This is a genomic window from Kitasatospora sp. NPDC030952 (assembly GCF_055571335.1).
The window spans coordinates 217,416-235,391 of record NZ_JBVIFM010000014.1 but is presented as its reverse complement, the minus strand read 5'-3'; the positions used below and the strand labels follow the sequence as shown (position 1 = coordinate 235,391).

Here is a 17,976-nt window from a genome sequence, read left to right as displayed (position 1 = left end):
CTGATCCACCCCGAAGGGCTTCACCGTTCGACTTGCATGTGTTAAGCACGCCGCCAGCGTTCGTCCTGAGCCAGGATCAAACTCTCCGTGAATGTTCACCGGTAATCCGGTTAGCACCCGCGTTGAGCGGCACGGCAACCACCGGAATAAGGCGGTCCCGCGCACTGCGTCCTCGCTAGTGTTTGTTTCAAAAGGAATCTCCAACCCCAGAGAATCTGAGGCCGGGGATGTCAACATATCTGGCGTTGACTTTTGGCACGCTGTTGAGTTCTCAAGGAACGGACGCTTCCTTCGGACCGCCTTCCAGCGGGCCCTCCGGGCGCTTCGTTCTTTCGTGTTTCCAGCTTATCAGATGTTTTCCGCTCCGTTTCCGGGGCTTCGTCATCCAACTCGCCGGTGTCTTCCGGGGCTTGACGCCCCGTCCGACGTTTCAAACTCTAGCCGATCCCCGCTCCGAAAAGCGAATCCAGCCGCAATCCGATAAAACGAGCACGCCGAATAAGCACCAGGCCGCAACGCGAAAAGAGAAACGACCGGTACGAACCGGAAGTGGTGTTTCAAGGGATTGGCCGCTCCGGGACCGTCCGCGCCGATGCGTGTCCGGTGCTCCCTGCCGAGCGACTAGGAAACACTACCCCTCTCGGGCGCCTGGGGCAAACCCGTCCCGGGGACGGTCCGGGTGCAGAGCGCACGGCCCTGCTTCACGTACTCGCCGTTGGGGTGGTCGTTGCCGGTGACCCAACGCAGCGCGGTGGCCTCGTCACGGCCGCCGTCGCGGTGGCGGCGGAGCAGGCGCTCCTCTCGGACGGTGTCATCGGTGTCGACGTACCAGAGTTCGCGCAGCAGCCGACGGGCGTCCGGCCAGGGGGTGTCGGTGGCGGCGAGGTAGTTGCCCTCGGTGATGACCAGGCGGGTGTGCGGGCGGACGACGTGGCGGGCGGCGACCGGCTCGTCCAGGGTGCGGTCGAAGTCGGGGACGTAGATGTCCTGGAAGCGGTCGGCGGCGACCCGGCGCAGCAGGGCGAGGTAGCCGTGGGCGTCGAAGGTGGCCGGGGCGCCCTTGCGGTGGGTCAGTCCGAGGCGGTCGAGCTGGGCGGCCGAGAGGTGGAAGCCGTCGAGCGGGAGGTAGGCGGCGGTGCCGGGGCCTTCGACGCGTTCGACCGCGGCGACCAGGTGGCGGGCGAGGGTGGACTTGCCGGCCCCGGGCGGGCCGACAAGTCCGAGGATCGTACGGGCGTTGCTGCCCGGGCCGCGGAGGAGTCCGAGGGCAAGGGCGGTGAGGCGGTCCTCGTTCATGGCCGCACCCTACTCACTGGCCCGGGCCCAACGACGGGCTCATGAACAGGCGCGGGCACACGCGCGGGCGCGGGCTCAGGCGTGCGCGGAAAGGGGGACGAGCGCGGGCCGGTCCAGGGTGAGGGTGCCGGCGTCCGCGTCGAGTACCGCAGGGACGCCGAGCGGGACGGTCAGGGTGGAGGTGCAGTGGCCGAAGCCCAGTTCCCAGAGCACGGGCACGCCGAGCCCGCCGAGGCGGTCGAGCATCACATCCCGGACCCGGTCGGGACGGCCGCAGCCCTCCCAGGAGCCGAGGGCTATGCCGGCCACCCCGTCGAGGGCGCCCGAGCGGAGGAACTGGGTGAGCAGGCGGTCCAGCTGGTACGGGTGCTCGTTCACGTCCTCGAGGACCAGGATGCTGCCCGCGTAGGAGGGGCGGGCGGCGGGGGTGCCGCGCTCGGCGGCGAGGACATGGACGCACCCTCCGGCGGTGACGCCGTGGGCGCGGCCGGGGACGAGCGCGCCGGCGGTGGGTGAGGTGAGGACGGTGGTGGCGGCGGGGTCGAAGAGGGTCCGGCGCAGGTGTTCGGCGGTGGGGCCGTCCTCGATGAAGGAGGAGGCGGCGGCCATCGGCCCGTAGAGGGTGGCGAGGCCGAGGCGCTGGGCGAAGGCCTCGTGCAGGGAGCTGACGTCGCTGAAGCCGATGAAGGGCTTGGGGCGGGCGGCGCGCATGGCGGTCCAGTCGAGCAGGTCGACGATCCGGTGGACGCCGTAGCCGCCGCGGGCGCAGATGACGGCGTCGACGGCGGGGTCGAGCCAGGCGTCCTGGATGTCGGCGGCACGGTCGGCGTCGGTGCCGGCCAGGTAGCCGAGGGCGGGGTGGGTGTCGAGGACGTGCGGGGCGACGGTGACGCGCAGGCCCCAGGAGCGGAGGAGTGCGCAGCCGGCGGTGAGCCGCGCGGGGTCGATCGGGCCGCTGGGGGCGACGACGGCGATGTGGTCGCCGGGGCGCAGTTGCGGCGGGCGGGTCAGTCCCTGGCCGGGCGTGGTGGGTTGCTGGTCCATGGACCGGGCCTTTCGGGGAAGGGGCGGGGCTGTGGGCGGCCTCGGGGTGTGGTCGAGGCCGCCCGGTGACGATATGCCCGCCGGTCGAGCGGCCGATGTCCGTGGACGGGCGGACCGCGTCGGCGCCGTACGGGTTGAGGGCCCTTCAGGACGCGCCCATCACCTCCCGCACCTCGGCGAGGGTGGCGTCGGCGATGGCGTTGGCCCGCTCCGCGCCGGTGCGCAGGACCTGGCGCAGGTGGCCGCGGTCGGCGGCGAGGTCGGCGCGACGGGCGCGCAGCGGGCGGAGGTGCTCGTTGACGGACTCGATGACGGTGCGCTTGAGGGCGGCCGCGCCGCCGTCGCCGATCTCCTCGGCGATCGCCTCCGGGGCACGGTCCTGGCAGAGCCCGGCGAGCAGGACGAGGCCGGAGACCTCGGGGCGGGCGACCGGGTCGTAGGTGATGCGGCGGTCGGCGTCGGTCTTCGCGCCGCGGATGATCCGGGCGGTCTCGTCCTCGTCGGCGCCGAGGGGGACGGCGTTGCCGCGGCTCTTGCTCATCTTGCCGCCGTCGGTGCCGAGCAGCATCGGGGTGTCGGAGAGCAGCGCCCGGGGGCGGGGGAAGACGGCGCTGCCGTCGGCGTGCGGGTAGCGCTCGTTGAAGCGGCGGGCGACGGTGCGGGCGACTTCGAGGTGGGGCAGCTGGTCCTGGCCGACCGGGACGAGGTCGGCCTTGCAGAACAGGATGTCGGCGGCCTGGTGCACGGGATAGGTGAACATCAGTCCGTTGACGGCGGCCTGGCTGGAGTGGGCGATCTCGTCCTTGACGGTGGGGTTGCGGCTCAGTTCGGCGACGCTCACCAGGCTGAGGAAGGGCAGCAGCAACTGGTTGAGGGCGGGGACGGCGCTGTGGGCGAAGATCGTGGCCCGGTCGGGGTCGAGGCCGGCGGCGAGGTAGTCGAGGACGAGGTTCTCGGTGTGCTCGGCGAGCCGGTCGGCGATGTCGCGGTCGGTGATGACCTGGTAGTCGGCGACCAGGACGAACATCTCGACGCCCTGGTCCTGGAGCCGGACCCGGTTGCGCAGGGTGCCGAAGTAGTGGCCGAGGTGCAGCGGGCCGGTGGGGCGGTCGCCGGTGAGGACGCGGTGGGCGCCGGGGTCGGCGATCAGGTCGGCGGCCGTCAGCACGGCGGCGGTCGCGGCGGAGTCGGCGGTCGGGGCGGAGGTGGTGGCGGTCGCGTCGGAGCCGACGGTCGAGAAGGAAGTGGTGGCGGTCGGGGTGGAGGTGGTGGCGGTCATCGGGTTTCTCCCTCGGTACGGCGATGGTGGCGGCCGTCCGGGGCGCGGGGCCCGTCCCGTGGGGATACGCGACAGGGCCGTCCATCCCGGACGGCCCTGGTCAGGCGAGTGTGGTGGCCGTCCTAGGACGGCCACCAGCACAGGCCCACGAAGCGCTTCATGGCTCCAACCATAGCGTCAGTCCTCCACCACCAGGGCGGGGGTGTCCTTGCGCAGCGTCCCGCCGCGGAGAACTCCGACCGGATCAGGCCGTACCAGGTCGTCAGTCCGGCGCCGAGCAGCAGGATGCCGACGCCGATCACGAACACCGAGCCGATGCCGAACACCGCACCGCTGCCATAGTCGGGGGACCACGCGTCGGTGAGGGTCTGTAGGAAGACGGCGCTCAGCAGGAGGCCGCCGGACTCCTTGGCGAGCACCCCCGCACGGAGGGTGTCGCGGGCGGCAAGATAGGTTTGCCTCACCTAACTTTGATCCGCTTGATCCCGACCGTGAAGGAGCGTCGCGTGGCCCCCGACTCCGACGGCCCGACCCCCGCCCGCCAGACCCCCACCCGCCAGACCCCCACCCGCCGGACCCCCACCCGCCGCCGCTTCCTCGCCGCCGGGGTGACCGGCGCCGCCGTGCTCGGCCTCGGCGGGCTCCTCAGCGCCTGCGGCAGCTCGGGCGGCTCCGGAAGCAGTGGCGGCGGTACCACGAAGCCTGGCGGCGGCGGCTCGCCCGACCAGAAGTCGGTCAAGCAGGGCGGCGACGACTACGCCACCGTCATCGAGAAGATGAAGGACTTCGGCACCGACGCCGCCCCCGGCGTCTACCCGCGCACCGTCAAGCACGCCATGGGCGAGACCGTCATCCCCGCCAAGCCCACCCGGGTCGTGGTGCTGGACACCGGCGAACTCGACAACGTCGTCGCGCTCGGCATCCAGCCGGTCGGCGTCGTGCACACCGACGGCTCCAAGTCGCTGCCGTCCTACCTGAAGGACAAGGCCGGCAACCCGGCCGCCGTCGGCACCATCAACAGCCTCAACCTGGAGGCGATCGCCGCACTCAAGCCCGACCTGATCCTCGGCAGCCAGCTGCGCGCCCAGGACCAGTACGCCCAGCTGTCGAAGATCGCGCCGACCGTCTTCTCGCTGCGCCCCGGCTACCCCTGGAAGCAGAACTTCCTGCTCAACGCCAGCCCCTTCGGCCTGCAGGCCGAGGCCAAGGCGCAGCTCGACGCCTACCAGGCGGCCGCCACCGCGATCGGCGCCGGTCTCGGCGGCAAGCGGCCCACCATCACCCCGCTGCGCTTCATGCCGGGCCGCACCCGGCTCTACGCCGAACTCTCCTTCATCGGCACCATCCTCACCGACGTGCCGCTACCGCAGCCCGCGATCGAGCAGGTCAAGGAACTCGCGGTGGAGGTCAGCCCGGAGCAGATCGACAAGGCCGACGCCGACTGGATCTTCTACGGCGTGTACGGGAGCCCCAGCTCGACCAACCAGGACGCGGTGCTCGGGGGCGCACTCTGGAAGACGCTCGGCGCGGTCAAGTCAGGTCAGGCCCGGCCGGTTTCGGACGAGACCTGGTTCCTCGGGCTCGGCGTCATGGCGGCCAACGCGGTGCTCACCGACCTCAAGGGCTTCGTCGCGCCCGGCAGTTGAGCCGATACGGCTGGCAGGGAGCGCCGCCGGCCCTCCGGCGATCACTCCGTACTCGCGCGCACACGCCCGGGAATGACGCTTGGAGCTGGTCGCGCGGTGCGGGAGGATCATCGGGACCGTCCCCCGAAGGGCCCGCCGATGACCTCGCTCCACCCCACCTCCACCGACCTCATCTCCCCCGACCCCGACCCCGCCTCCACGGACCCCGCCCTGCCCGGACCGGCCGCGGGTGGCGCCGGTACCCCGCCCCAGGCCGACGGGCCGCCCGCCCCGGCGGGACCACCCGGACCGCCCGCCCCGGCGGTGCCGGTCTGCTCCCTCGCGACGGCGGCCGAAGGCACTCAGGCCCGCCACGACTCGGTGCCGCAGCCGCGCACCCCGGAGGACGTCGAGGCGCAGCTCCGCCACGCCGACGGCGACGCGACGGCCGCCGGGCTCCGCGCGGCGCTCGCCGAGCGGCTGCGGACCGGGCGCGCGGAGGGGCGCTCGCTCGCCGAACTGGCGGCCTCGTGCCGGCGGCCGGTGGAGGAGGTGCGGGCGCTGCTCGGCGAGACCGCGGAGCAGGCCCCGGTCCCGACCGGGAGCGCCCCCGTCGAGCAGGCCGGGCCGGGGTTCCTCCGGCTCCAGCAGGCGGCGACGCCGTCGGAGGCCAACCGGCCCGCACCGGCGCCGCGTTCGACGCGCGAGGAGATCCGGAGCCTCGCCTCGCGGCGGCCGTCGCCCTCCCGCCGACTGCGCCGGATGCACCCCCGGACCGACCCGACCGACCGGACCGACCGGACCGGGCAGGAGGCGACCGCACGGGAGACGGCCGCGACCGACCCGACCGGGGTTCGGCCGCAGGGTGCCGGGTGGGTGGGTGAACCGACCGGTGCAACGGCGGCGTCCGCCGAGCGCGCGCTCTTGGCGGACGCCTGGGCCGGGCCGGAGAGCCCGGCCGTCGCCCCGGCGCTCGGAGGCGGCACGGCATGGGCCGATGCGTCCTGGACCGATACGTCATGGCCAGGCATGGCCCGGCCCGACGCGTCATGGCCCGACGCGTCATGGCCCGGCCGGTCCGGGCCCGACACGTCCCGGGGTGAAGCACCGCTCGGCATCCTGATCGGCGGCAGCCCGGTCCAGCCGGAGGCCGTCGGCCGCCCCGAAGAGCGGACGCCGGTCCGGGTGGCGGCCGAACCGATCCGGGTCGGGCGCGGCACCAGCCTGGTCGTGCTGCCGTCCTGGCGTCCCGCCATCGCCGTCTCGGTGTCGACCGAACAGCTGGTCACCGAGACCGGGCTCACCGTCGGGCAACTGGCCGACGCCCAGCTGACGGTGCGGATGAACCCCTGGGCCCTGCACGACCGGGAGCTGGACCTGCACGGCTGGGAGCCCGGCCCGCCCAGGCAGAACGGGCTGAACGGGCCGAACGGGCAGAGCGGGCAGAGCGGGCCGAACGGCCGGACGCCCCGCCGCGGCGGCGGGCGCGGTTAGAGCGGTTAGAGCCGTCGGCCGCGCGCGGTTAGGGCCGTCGGCGGGCGTTCGGGATGTAGCCGAGGTCGACGGGCACCGGAGGGCGCCCGTCGACCGCCCAACCCGCCCGGACGGATTCCAGCAACTCCGGTAGCCGGGGCGGCCAGAGCGCGTCGGCGTGCTCGTCGGCGAGGTCGGCCTCGCTCCACCAGCGCCAGTCGAGGATCCGGTCCTGGGCGTGCACCGCGCTGACGTCACCGACCGGGCCGCGGTGCGGTCCGCTGGTGAGGAAGATGTGCTCGTGCTGGCGGACCGGGGTGCCGTGCCAGGTGAAGTCGTGCTCCCAGGTGCAGAGCAGCGGGCCCGGTTCGAGGTCGGTCCAGCCGGTCTCCTCCCACAGCTCGCGCCGGGCGCCGATCAGCGGGGTCTCGCCCGGTTCCAGTCCGCCGCCGGGCATGGTCCAGTGGACGCCGACCTCGTCGTTGTCCGAACGGAGCAGGAACACCGAGCCGTTCCCGTCCAGGACCACCGTGCGGGCGGCCCGACGGGGTACGCGTGTACGTGGTCGTAGCAGTCTTCGCATCGGGACACTCTGACAGCGACCGGCCCGGCCGTCGACCGGATTCACCGCCGCCGTCGCCCAGTTGGGCCGGTCACCGGTGGCGGACCACCGCCGGACCGCAGCCGCGGGCGGCCCGCCGGCCTTACCCTGACCGCCATGCCCGTACCCTCGATCATCTTCCCCGCCGATCCGCTCAACCCGCGCCGGCCCGATCCACACTTCGCCTGGGAGGCCCGGCTGCTCAGGGAGTTGGGCGGCGAGCACCATCTGGTCGACCACGACGCGCTGCTCGCCGGACACGCCGAGGAGGCCGTCCGGCGGGTGCCCCGGGGCGGCGGCCCGCTCTGGTACCGGGGCTGGATGCTCCCCTCCAGCCGGTACGCCGAGTTCGCCGCCGCGCTCACCGCCCGCGGCGGCAACCTGCTGACCAGCGCGCCCGGATACGCGGCGGCGCACGAACTCCCCGGCTGGTACGGGGTGTTCGACGGGGCTACCCCGCCCAGCGTGTGGATCCCGTCCGACGGGACGGCGGCACCCACCCCGGCGGAGCTGGCCGACGCCGTGGCCCGGCTCGGCGGCAGCGGGCCGGCGATCGTCAAGGACTACGTGAAGTCGCGCAAGCACGAGTGGCACGAGGCCTGCTACGTACCGGAGTTGGCGGACCTCGCGACCGTCGGCCGGGTGGTCGGGCGGTTCGTCGAGCTGCAGGGCGAGTTCCTGGCCGGCGGGGTGGTGCTGCGGCGGTACGAGGAGTTCGAGCGCGCCGACGGACCGGACCGGGACGCCGACCCGACCGCCGCCGTCGCGGGCGCAGCCGTCGCAGGCGACGGACGGGCCGTGGAGGCCCGGGTGTGGTGGCTGGACGGCCGGCCGATCCTGGTCGGGCCGCACCCGGACGCCCCGCACCAGCGCGTCGAGCCCGACCTCACCGACGTCCCCGCGCTGGTGCGAAGACTCGGCTGCCGCTTCGTCACCACCGACCTCGCCCGCCGGGCCGACGGCTCCGGCTGGCGAGTGGTGGAGGTCGGGGACGGCCAGGTGAGCGACCTGCCGCGCGGAGTCGACGCCTCGGGCCTGCTGGCCTCGCTGATCGCGGCCTGACGCGCGGCGTGCCTGCCCTCCCCCCGGTCGGAGGGCGGGCAGGCACGCGGGCGGTCGGGTACGCAGGCTCGGGTCGGCCGGCGGACCGGGTCGGGCCGGCGGTCAGGTACGCGGGCTCGGATCGGCCGGCGAACGGGTCGGGTCAGCCGGTGGTGACCGGCTCGGCCGGGGCCGGGTGGCCGTCCGCGATGAACGCCTGCCAGAGCCGGGCGTACGTCCCGCCCAGGGCGAGCAGTTCGGTGTGGGTACCGTCCTCGACCACCCGGCCGTGGTCCAGTACGACCACCCGGTCCGCGCGTTCGGCGGTGGTCAGGCGGTGGGCGATGACCAGGGTGGTGCGGCCGCCGCTGAGCCGGTCCGCGGCGTGGTTGACGGCGGCCTCGGTGGCCAGGTCGAGCGCGGCGGTGGCCTCGTCCAGCAGCAGGATGTCCGGGTCGACCAGTTCGGCCCGGGCCAGCGCGATCAGCTGGCGCTGGCCCGCCGAGAGGTTCCGCCCGCGGCCCGCGACCTCGTGGTCGTAGCCGTCGGACAGCCGGACGATCATGTCGTGCGCGCCGACCGCCCGGGCCGCCGCCTCCACCTCGGCCGCCGAGGCCTCCGGACGGCCGTACGCGATCGCCTCGCGGACCGTGCCCGCGAACAGGTACGCCTCCTGCGGCACCACGCCCAGGCGGTGGCGGTACTCGGCCAGGTCGTAGCGGGTGAGGTCCACGCCGTCCACCCGGACGGTGCCCGCGGTCGCGTCGTAGAACCGCGCGACCAGCTTGACCAGCGTCGACTTGCCCGCGCCGGTCTCGCCGACCAGCGCGACCGTCTGACCGGCGGGAATGCGCAGGTCGACGCCGCTCAGCACCTCGGGCGCGCCGTCCGCGCCCCCGTTGTAGGCGAAGCCGACGCCCTCGAAGCTGATCTCCCCGCGCAGCCCCTCCGGCACCGGGACGGGGTCGGACGACTCGGCGGTGGTGGTCGGGGTGCGCAGCAGCTCGCGGATCCGGCCGAGGCCCACCGAGGCCTGCTGGTAGCCGTCGAACACCTGGGACAGCTGGTTGACCGGGGCGAAGAACAGGTCGATGTAGAGCAGGTACGCGACCAGCGCGCCGACCGTCAGCGTGCCCGCGTCCACCCGGGCGGCACCCACGATCAGCACCAGTGCGGCGGCCACGCTGGAGAGGAACTGCACGAACGGGAAGTACAGCGATATGTAGAACTGCGCCCGGACCCGGGCTTCGCGGTAGGCGATGCCGCGGGCCACGAAGCGGTCGGTGTTGGTGTCCAGCCGGCGGAACGCCTGGACGATCCGCATGCCGGCCACGTTCTCCTGGAGGTCCGCGTTGACCGTGCTGATCAGGTCGCGGGAGCGCTCGTACTGGTCCTTGGACTTCTTCCGGAACACCAGGGTGGCGATCACCAGCAGCGGCAGCACGGCGAAGACCACCAGGGCCAGGCCGGCGTCGATGATCAGCAGGGCCGCGAAGATCCCGGCGAAGGTCAGCAGGCTGACCACCGCGGTGACCATGCCGGTCTGCAGGAAGGACGTCAGCGAGTCCAGGTCGGTGGTCATCCGGGTCATGATCCGGCCGGTCAACTCGCGCTCGTAGTAGTCCAGGCCGAGCCGGTTGAGGTGGGCGAAGATCTTGAGCCGGAGCGTGTACAGCACCCGCTCGCCGGTACGGCCGCTGACCCGGTTCTCGGCGCTCTGCACCAGCCAGTCCAGCAGCACGACCACGAGCGCGGTGATCGAGGCCACCGCGACGCCCGACATCAGGCCCTTGCGGACGCCCTCGTCGATGCCGTGCCGGATCAGCACCGGCAGCACCAGCCCGGCCGCCGCGTCGAGCGCGACCAGTAGGAGGGCGATCAACAGCGGGACACGGAAGGGGCGCAGCAGTCGGCCCAGGCTGAAGTCGGGGTCACCGGCCTCGGCCTCGGCGCGGGGAACGGCGGGGGCGTCGATGGCCGGCGGGAGCGCGGCGACCTGGTCCAGCAGCTCGGGGTCGGCGCCGCGGGCCGCCTTGGCGAGGGCGGGGGTCGGGAGCACGGGGGCCGGTCGGCCGGGCTGCTCCGTCCGCTGCCGCGCACCGGGCGGCGCGGGCTGCTCGTCCTGGCCGGTGGCCGGCTCCACGGCGGGCTGGGCTTCGGCGGCCGACCCGGGTGCGGGGGCCGACCCGGGTTCGGGGGCCGACCCGGGTTCGGGGGCTTGCTGGGTTTCGGGGGTGCGTCCCGCTTCGGGGTCGGTGATCAGCGCCCGGTACTGGGGACATCGGGCTTCGAGTTCCTCGTGGGTGCCGAGGTCCAGCAGCCGCCCTTGGTCCAGGACGGCGATCCGGTCGGCAAGTTGGAGGGTCGAGCGGCGGTGGGCGATCAGCAGGGTGGTGCGGCCGGTCATCACCGACCGCAGCGCGTCGTGGATCTCCGCCTCGACCTGCGGGTCGACGGCCGAGGTGGCGTCGTCCAGCAGCAGGATCCGGGGGTCGGTGAGGATCGCCCGGGCCAGGGCGATGCGCTGGCGCTGACCACCGGAGAGGGTCAGCCCCTGCTCGCCGACCTTGGTCTCGTAGCCGTCCGGCAGCGCGCGGACGAACTCGTCGGCCTGGGCGGCGCGCGCGGCGGCGACGATCTGCTCGTCGGTGGCGTCCGGTCGGCCGTAGGCGATGTTGGTGCGGACCGACTCCGAGAACAGGAAGCTCTCCTCGGGGACGATGCCGACCGTCGCCCGCACCGAGTCCAGGGTGAGGTCGCGCAGGTCGTGGCCGTAGAGGCGGACCGCGCCGGCCGCCGGGTCGTAGAAGCGGGGCACCAGCTGGGCCACCGTCGACTTGCCGGAGCCGGAGGCGCCCACCAGGGCCAGCGTCTCGCCGGGGGCCAGCTTCAGACTGAGGCCGTGCAGGACGGGGGCCGGGTGCTCGGGGTCGTAGCGGAACTCGACCCGGTCGAACTCCAGGGCGACGTCAGGGGTACGGGGGCCGGCTGCGCCACCGTCCGCGGCGGTGCCCTCGTGCGTGAGGTCCAGGGTGCGCGCGTCCGGTCGTTCCTGGACCAGCGGACGCTCGTCGATCAGCTGCAGGACGCGCTCGACGCCCGCCCGGGCCTGCTGGCCGACCGTGATGACCATGGTCAGCATCCGCACCGGACCGGTCATCTGCGCGACGTACGTGGAGAAGGCGACGAACGTCCCGAGCGACACCCGCCCGTCGACGGCCAGCCAGCCGCCGAAGGCCAGCACCGCGACCTGGGCGAGGGCCGGGATCGCCTGCATCGCCGGGTTGTAACGGGCGTTGAGGCGTATCGACCGGAGCCGGGCGGCGAACAGGTTGCGGGAGACCCGCTCCAGCTTGTCCTGCTCCTGCGCCTCCTGGCCGAAGCCCTTGACCACCCGGACGCCGCCGATCGCGCCGTCCACCACACCCGCGACGGCGGCCGCCTCCTGCTGGGCGGCCCAGGTGGCCGGGAACAGGCGCTTGCGGCTGCGCCCGCTGACCCACCACAGCGCTGGGGCCATGACCAGGGCGACCAGGGTCAGCGGCGGGGACAGCCAGACCATCACGACCAGCGACATCACGAACATCAGCAGGTAGCCGGTCATCATCGGCAGCATCGACAGCAGGCCGTTGATCAGCTGGAGGTCGGAGGTCGCACGGCCCACCACCTGGCCGGTGTCCAGGCGGTCCTGGCGGTGACCGTCGAGCCGGCCGAGCGAGCGGAACAGGTCGCTGCGCATGTCGTGCTGGACGTCGAGGGCCAGTTGGCCGCCGTAGTAGCGACGGACCTGGGTGCAGCCGAAGACCACCACGGCGGCGAGCAGCAGCGCCACCGCCCACGGGGTCAGCGAGCGGGTGTGGGCGACGATGACGTCATCGATGATCAGCTTGGTGACCAGCGGCACCAGCGCGGTGACGGCCATGCCGAGCAGCGAGGCGCCGAAGGCGAGCAGCAGGCTGCGGCGGGACCGCCAGCTGTAGCCGCCCAGGCGGCGCAGCCAGCTGTCGGCGGGGGCGGCCGTGCCCGCGCTCGGAGTGGCGGGCGCGTCCGGGGCGGGGGTCGGACCCGGGGTGGCGGTCACGCCCGGGGTGGCGGTCGCGCCCAGGGTGGCCGTCGCACCCGGCTCGGGGCGTGCGTCGGCGGCCTGCGGACCGCCGCCGGGGGTCGCCGGGTCGGGGCCGGGGGCCGGTGGGCCGCTCGGGGATTGCTCCACCATGGATCCGTGAGTCTCGGGCATATTTAGGGATGCTAACCATTTCGTCGGGTGGCCGCCACGGTTTTCCGGCCGCGAGGGGTCGGCCGGGACTGATTCCGGGGCGGCCCGGATCGTCCGGTCCGGCGGATTGGGCAACAGCCTGCGGCCTGCGGTGATTCCCGCTCGAACACAGCTACGACCCAAGGGCCCTTACCTCCCCCCAAGAGTCGCCGACCCACCCGGCCCGCGCCCAGCGGCCCGGGGGCGGGCGGGAGCCATCCTTTGGACCTAGGGCTGCGGACGGTGCCGGACCGGGCGGCTTCGGGCTTCGGCACTTCGGGACCTTGGGGCTTTGGGGCTTTGGGGCTTTGGGGTTCCGAGACTTCGGGCTGGCCTGGACCCCGGGCAGGCTCAGGCCTCAGGCAGGCTCGGACACCGGGTCGACGTCGGCCTCGACGGCCGCGACGGCATCGACGGCTTCGACGGCTTCCACGGCGGAGTCCGCAGCGGCCGCGAAGGCGCCGTGGGCGAGGGTGTGCAACAGCGCGGCCATGCCGTCGCGCTGCAGACCGACCCGCTCGCCCTGAGCCGGGTTCGGGCCGAGGCTGTGCGGGGTCGAGTTGATCAGGCCGAAGACCGCGTGCACGGTGGCTCGCGCCACCGGCTCGGCAGCGGGGGCGGCGAGCGAGGGGTGGGCCTGCCGGACCACGTCCACCCACAGCTCCACGTAACCGCGCTGGAGCCGACGGACGGTGCGGCGGTCCTCCTCCTTGAGGTTCAGCAGCTCGCGGTCGTGCAGGGTGATCAGGTCGCGGTCGTTCAGGGCGAAGTCGACGTGGCCGCTGATCAGCGCGTCCAGTGCGGCGGTCGGGCCGTCACCGCCACCCGCCCGGCGGCGCCCCTCCTCCAGCAGGCGCTCGCTGATGCCGATCAGCAGATCGGCGAGCATCGCGTCCTTGCCGGCGAAGTGGCGGTAGAGGCCGGGGCCGCTGATGCCGACGGCCTTGCCGATCTCGTCCACGCCCACGCCGAGGAAGCCCCGGGCGGCGAACAGTCGCGCGGCCTCCCGGCGGATCTGGTCGCGGCGTGGGATCGCGGAGGCTGCGGGGACGTTCGGCATGCCGTCCATCGTAGACAGTCGGGTTATCGACCGTTAACCTGGGCGGGTAAGTTAACGTTAATTAACGTGGGGATCGCGGGCGCACCGCACTCGGCCCCGCCACCTGCTGCCGAGGGCAAGGGAGCTCTTGGGAATGGTCATCTCAACCACCGGCGCACCCTCCGGTGTCCGGCTCAGCGCAGCGAACGGCGCCCCGACGGCACCGGCTGCCGCAGCACCGGGAGCCGCCGCTCCGGCGCCCCGGCTCAGCACTTCCGCCGACCCGGGCTCCGCGGCCTACCGGGCCAACACCGAGGCGCACCAGGCACTGGTAGCCGAACTGCGGGCGAAGCTCGACGCGGCCGCCCTCGGCGGGGGTGCCAAGGCGCGCGCCCGGCACACTTCGCGCGGCAAGCTCCTCCCCCGCGACCGGGTGGACACCCTGCTCGACCCGGCCTCGCCCTTCCTGGAGCTGGCCCCGCTGGCCGCCGACGGGATGTACGACGGTGCGGCGCCCGCGGCCGGGGTGATCGCCGGCATCGGCCGGGTCGCCGGCCGCGAGGTGGTGGTGGTCGCCAACGACGCCACCGTCAAGGGCGGTACCTACTACCCGATGACGGTGAAGAAGCACCTGCGCGCCCAGGAGGTCGCGCTGGAGAACCGCCTCCCCTGCATCTACCTGGTGGACTCCGGCGGCGCCTTCCTCCCGATGCAGGACGAGGTCTTCCCGGACCGCGACCACTTCGGCCGGATCTTCTACAACCAGGCCCGGCTCTCGGCCGCGGGCATCCCGCAGATCGCCGCCGTGCTCGGCTCCTGCACGGCCGGTGGCGCGTACGTCCCGGCGATGAGCGACCAGGCGGTGATCGTCCGCAACCAGGGCACGATCTTCCTGGGCGGACCGCCACTGGTGAAGGCCGCCACCGGCGAGGTGGTCACCGCCGAGGAGCTGGGTGGCGGCGAGCTGCACTCCCGTACCTCGGGCGTGACGGACCACCTGGCCGAGGACGACGCCCACGCCCTCTCCATCGTCCGCACCATCGTGTCCGAGCTGGGCCCGCGCACGGCCAAGCCGTGGCCGCTCACCCCGGTCGAGCCCCCGGCCGTCGACCCGGCCGGACTGTACGGTGCCGTCCCGGTCGACCCGCGCACGCCCTACGACGTGCGCGAGGTGATCGCCCGGCTGGTCGACGGCAGCCGCTTCGCCGAGTTCAAGGCCGAGTACGGCGCGACCCTGGTCACCGGGTTCGCCCGGATCCACGGCCACCCGGTCGGCATCGTGGCCAACAACGGCGTGCTGTTCTCCGAATCGGCCGTCAAGGGCGCCCACTTCATCGAATTGTGCGACCAGCGCGGCATCCCCCTCCTCTTCCTGCAGAACATCACCGGGTTCATGGTCGGCCGACAGTACGAGGCCGGCGGCATCGCCAAGCACGGCGCCAAGATGGTCAACGCCGTCGCCTGCACCAGGGTCCCGAAGCTGACCGTGGTGGTCGGCGGCTCGTACGGAGCCGGCAACTACTCGATGTGCGGCCGGGCTTACTCACCTCGCTTCCTGTGGATGTGGCCGGGCGCCAAGATCTCCGTGATGGGCGGCGAGCAGGCGGCCTCGGTGCTGGCCACCGTCCGCCGCGACCAGCTGGAAACGCGCGGCGAGGAGTGGCCGGCCGAGGCGGAGGAGGACTTCAAGCGCCCGGTCCGCGAGCAGTACGAGCGCCAGGGCAACGCCTACTACGCCACCGCCCGGCTCTGGGACGACGGCGTGATCGACCCGATGGACACCCGCACCGTGGTCGGCCTCGCCCTCACTGCCTGCGCCAACGCCCCGCTGGCGCCGCCCGCCCCCTACGGCGTCTTCCGCATGTGATCCCTCCTCGTGTCACCCCTGCGTCCGTGACCTCTCTCTTCCGGGTGTGACTCCCCGGGTCGCCGGCCCACCCGGGTCGGCGACCCGACCACCCACCGCCACCTCCTTCTTACGGCTCCCCTCGACCCGGAGGAACGCCTCCCATGTTCGACACAGTTCTGGTCGCCAACCGCGGCGAGATCGCGCTGCGGGTCATCCGCACCCTGCGGCGGCTCGGCGTCCGCTCGGTCGCCGTGTTCAGCGACGCGGACGCCGACGCACCGCACGTCCGCGAGGCCGATGTCGCGGTCCGGCTCGGCCCGGCCGACCGCAGCGACAGCTCGGCGGCCGAGACCTACCTGCGCACCGACCAGATCCTCGCCGCCGCCCGCCGCACCGGCGCCCAGGCCGTTCACCCCGGCTACGGCTTCCTCGCCGAGAACCCCGGCTTCGCCCGCGGCTGCGCCGACGCGGGCCTCGTCTTCATCGGGCCACCTCCCGGTGCGGTCGAGCTGATGGGCGACAAGATCAACGCCAAGGAGGCCGTCCGGGCCGCCGGCGTCCCGGTGGTGCCCGGCAGCCAGGCCACCGCGCCCTCCGACGAGGACCTCGTCGCCGCCGCCGACGAGATCGGCTACCCCGTCCTGCTCAAGCCCTCCGCCGGTGGTGGCGGCAAGGGCATGCGCCTGGTGCGGGACCCGGCCGAGCTGCCCACCGAGATCGCCGCCGCCCGCCGCGTCGCCCGGACCGCCTTCGGTGACGACACCCTGCTGCTGGAGCGCTGGGTCGACCGGCCGCGCCACATCGAGGTGCAGGTGCTGGCCGACGCCCACGGCACCACCGTCCACCTCGGCGAGCGCGAGTGCAGCCTCCAGCGCCGCCACCAGAAACTGATCGAAGAGGCTCCCTCCGTTCTCCTCAATGCCGAGACCCGTGCCGCGATGGGCGCCGCGGCCGTTAGGGCCGCCGAGTCCTGCGGTTACACCGGGGCCGGCACCGTGGAGTTCATCGTCCCCGGCATCGACCCGGACGCGCCCGCCGCCGCCGCCGACGGGGTGCGTGACTTCTTCTTCATGGAGATGAACACCCGCCTCCAGGTCGAGCACCCGGTCACCGAACTCGCCGTCGCCGTCGGCCCGGACGCGGCCCGACTGGACCTGGTCGAGTGGCAACTGCGCGTCTCCGCGGGCGAATCGCTCACCTTCACCCAGTCCGACATCTCCTTCCTGGGCCACGCCATCGAGGCCCGCATCTGCGCCGAGGACCCGGAACGGGACTTCCTGCCCACCGGCGGTCGCATCCTCACCCTGGACGAGCCCCGGGGCGAGGGCATCCGCGTCGACTCCGGGGTCGCCCCCGGAACCGTCGTGACCAGCGCCTACGACCCCATGCTCGCCAAGGTCATCGCGTACGGGCCCGACCGCCCGACCGCGCTGCGCCGGCTCCGCGCCGCGCTGGCCGACACCCGCATCCTGGGTGTCACCACCAACACCGGCTTCCTGCGCCGACTGCTCGCCCACCCCGACGTCGTCGCCGGCCGACTGGACACCGGCCTGGTGGAACAGACGGCCCAGCAGCAGCCGGCCCTGCTCGTCGCACCCCACTCCCCGTCGAACGCGGCAGCGTCGGCACCGGCACCGTCGACACCAACGGCGTCGACCCCGGCACCGTCGACCGCAGCGCCGTCGGACGCGGCCACCCCGGCCGGGAGCGACGCCCCGGTGACCGAACCTCCGTCACCTGCCCACCTCCTCTACTTCGCGGCCGCGTTGGCACGGCACCTGGAACTCACCCCGGCCGCCGACCCCGGCGGTTGGACCGACCCGTTCTCCCTCCCCTCCGGCTGGCGCCTGGGCGGCACCCCCGCCTGGACCACCCACCGACTCCGGACCCCCGGCCAGGATCCGGTCTCGGTGCGCATCCGTCCGATCACTGCGGGCAACGTAACCGGTGCCACTGACAATTCCCCCGAACCCACCCGCGAGGTGGAGCTCCAGCTGGACGCCGGGCCCGTGCACCGCGCCCGCGCGACCCTGGCGGCCGACCGGCTGCACCTGACCGTCGACGGCCTGCGGACCGCCTTCGCGCTGGCCACCGACGCCACCCCCGGCCTCGCGGCCGGCCCGGTGACCTGGCTCGGCATCGAGGGCGACGCCTGGCCGATGCACGCCTACGACCCGGTCGTCGAGAGCGCCGCCGGCGCCGCGGCGCACCACGGCGCCCTGACCGCCCCGATGCCCGGCACCGTCACGGTCGTTAAGACCACGACGGGCGAGACGGTCCGCAAGGGCCAGCCCCTGCTCGTGCTGGAGGCCATGAAGATGGAACACGTGATCGCCGCGCCGCACGACGGCGTGGTGGCCGAGCTGCGGGCCACCGCCGGCGCCACCGTCGCGATGGAGGACCTGCTGGTCGTCGTCTCCCCGACCGACGAGGCCACCGAGCCCGCGGAGGTGCGGTCGTGACCACCCCGGACA

Annotated in this window: 12 protein-coding genes and 1 rRNA gene; 5 read left to right on the top strand and 8 right to left on the bottom strand. The window is 73.5% G+C overall.

All coding sequences use genetic code 11. The annotated features are described in order from the left end of the window. The 5 genes from ACZ47G_RS24480 to ACZ47G_RS24460 all read right to left on the bottom strand — a co-directional run. Positions 1–92: ribosomal RNA gene (locus ACZ47G_RS24480) — 16S ribosomal RNA — on the bottom strand; the annotation flags it as partial. Positions 93–621: 529 nt separating this feature from the next. Next, positions 622–1,296, bottom strand: a complete 675-nt coding sequence (locus tag ACZ47G_RS24475) for a nucleoside/nucleotide kinase family protein (RefSeq protein WP_465745924.1) — start codon at positions 1,294–1,296, stop codon at positions 622–624. Positions 1,297–1,371: 75 nt separating this feature from the next. Beyond that, the gene (locus tag ACZ47G_RS24470; RefSeq protein WP_465745922.1) at positions 1,372–2,340 is read right to left on the bottom strand and encodes a S66 peptidase family protein; all 969 of its coding nucleotides are present in this window, start codon (positions 2,338–2,340) and stop codon (positions 1,372–1,374) included. Positions 2,341–2,485: 145 nt separating this feature from the next. After that, a complete protein-coding gene (gene trpS, locus ACZ47G_RS24465) occupies positions 2,486–3,619 on the bottom strand; it encodes a tryptophan--tRNA ligase (RefSeq protein WP_465745920.1) in 1,134 nt (377 codons plus the stop codon). A gap of 122 nt (positions 3,620–3,741) precedes the next feature. After that, positions 3,742–4,083, bottom strand: a complete 342-nt coding sequence (locus tag ACZ47G_RS24460; protein WP_465745918.1) for a hypothetical protein — start codon at positions 4,081–4,083, stop codon at positions 3,742–3,744. Positions 4,084–4,227: 144 nt separating this feature from the next. Here ACZ47G_RS24460 and ACZ47G_RS24455 point away from each other — a divergent pair, with 144 nt between their 5' ends. After that, positions 4,228–5,265 (top strand): ABC transporter substrate-binding protein, encoded by a 1,038-nt coding sequence (locus tag ACZ47G_RS24455; RefSeq protein ID WP_465745950.1) that lies wholly within the window; start codon positions 4,228–4,230, stop codon positions 5,263–5,265. Positions 5,266–5,403: 138 nt separating this feature from the next. After that, complete coding sequence (locus ACZ47G_RS24450) at positions 5,404–6,738, top strand: DNA polymerase III subunit gamma/tau domain-containing protein (protein WP_465745916.1); 1,335 nt, start codon at positions 5,404–5,406, stop codon at positions 6,736–6,738. Between the two features lie 28 nt (positions 6,739–6,766). Here the strand turns inward: ACZ47G_RS24450 and ACZ47G_RS24445 are convergent, their stop codons facing one another. Then, positions 6,767–7,300, bottom strand: a complete 534-nt coding sequence (locus ACZ47G_RS24445; protein ID WP_465745913.1) for an NUDIX hydrolase — start codon at positions 7,298–7,300, stop codon at positions 6,767–6,769. Positions 7,301–7,435: 135 nt separating this feature from the next. On the opposite strand from ACZ47G_RS24445, the gene ACZ47G_RS24440 reads away from it, so the two are divergent. After that, on the top strand, positions 7,436–8,380 hold the full coding sequence (locus tag ACZ47G_RS24440) for an ATP-grasp domain-containing protein (protein WP_465745911.1): 945 nt from the start codon (positions 7,436–7,438) through the stop codon (positions 8,378–8,380). Positions 8,381–8,522: 142 nt separating this feature from the next. Here ACZ47G_RS24440 and ACZ47G_RS24435 read toward each other — a convergent pair whose 3' ends face one another. Both ACZ47G_RS24435 and ACZ47G_RS24430 read right to left on the bottom strand, forming a co-directional pair. Continuing rightward, positions 8,523–12,596 carry an ABC transporter transmembrane domain-containing protein gene (locus ACZ47G_RS24435; RefSeq protein WP_465745909.1) on the bottom strand — a complete coding sequence of 1,358 codons (4,074 nt, stop codon included), beginning with the start codon at positions 12,594–12,596 and terminating at the stop codon, positions 8,523–8,525. Between the two features lie 376 nt (positions 12,597–12,972). Further along, the gene (locus ACZ47G_RS24430; RefSeq protein WP_465745907.1) at positions 12,973–13,674 is read right to left on the bottom strand and encodes an SACE_7040 family transcriptional regulator; all 702 of its coding nucleotides are present in this window, start codon (positions 13,672–13,674) and stop codon (positions 12,973–12,975) included. A gap of 133 nt (positions 13,675–13,807) precedes the next feature. Between ACZ47G_RS24430 and ACZ47G_RS24425 the strand changes: the two genes are divergently transcribed. Together ACZ47G_RS24425 and ACZ47G_RS24420 are read left to right on the top strand one after the other, a co-directional pair. Further along, positions 13,808–15,520 (top strand): carboxyl transferase domain-containing protein, encoded by a 1,713-nt coding sequence (locus ACZ47G_RS24425; RefSeq protein WP_465745905.1) that lies wholly within the window; start codon positions 13,808–13,810, stop codon positions 15,518–15,520. A gap of 143 nt (positions 15,521–15,663) precedes the next feature. Further along, positions 15,664–17,964 carry an acetyl/propionyl/methylcrotonyl-CoA carboxylase subunit alpha gene (locus tag ACZ47G_RS24420; RefSeq protein WP_465745903.1) on the top strand — a complete coding sequence of 767 codons (2,301 nt, stop codon included), beginning with the start codon at positions 15,664–15,666 and terminating at the stop codon, positions 17,962–17,964. The last annotated feature ends 12 nt before the right edge of the window (positions 17,965–17,976 follow it).

What these genes read in the sequence shown, in the direction of transcription:
- ACZ47G_RS24475 (WP_465745924.1), bottom strand. Translation starts at nt 1,296, where the DNA reads ATGAACGAGGACCGCCTCACCGCCCTTGCCCTCGGACTCCTCCGCGGC.
- ACZ47G_RS24470 (WP_465745922.1), bottom strand. Translation starts at nt 2,340, where the DNA reads ATGGACCAGCAACCCACCACGCCCGGCCAGGGACTGACCCGCCCGCCG.
- ACZ47G_RS24435 (WP_465745909.1), bottom strand. Translation starts at nt 12,596, where the DNA reads ATGCCCGAGACTCACGGATCCATGGTGGAGCAATCCCCGAGCGGCCCA.
- ACZ47G_RS24445 (WP_465745913.1), bottom strand. Translation starts at nt 7,300, where the DNA reads ATGCGAAGACTGCTACGACCACGTACACGCGTACCCCGTCGGGCCGCC.
- ACZ47G_RS24420 (WP_465745903.1), top strand. Translation starts at nt 15,664, where the DNA reads ATGTTCGACACAGTTCTGGTCGCCAACCGCGGCGAGATCGCGCTGCGG.
- ACZ47G_RS24450 (WP_465745916.1), top strand. Translation starts at nt 5,404, where the DNA reads ATGACCTCGCTCCACCCCACCTCCACCGACCTCATCTCCCCCGACCCC.
- ACZ47G_RS24440 (WP_465745911.1), top strand. Translation starts at nt 7,436, where the DNA reads ATGCCCGTACCCTCGATCATCTTCCCCGCCGATCCGCTCAACCCGCGC.
- trpS (WP_465745920.1), bottom strand. Translation starts at nt 3,619, where the DNA reads ATGACCGCCACCACCTCCACCCCGACCGCCACCACTTCCTTCTCGACC.
- ACZ47G_RS24430 (WP_465745907.1), bottom strand. Translation starts at nt 13,674, where the DNA reads ATGCCGAACGTCCCCGCAGCCTCCGCGATCCCACGCCGCGACCAGATC.
- ACZ47G_RS24425 (WP_465745905.1), top strand. Translation starts at nt 13,808, where the DNA reads ATGGTCATCTCAACCACCGGCGCACCCTCCGGTGTCCGGCTCAGCGCA.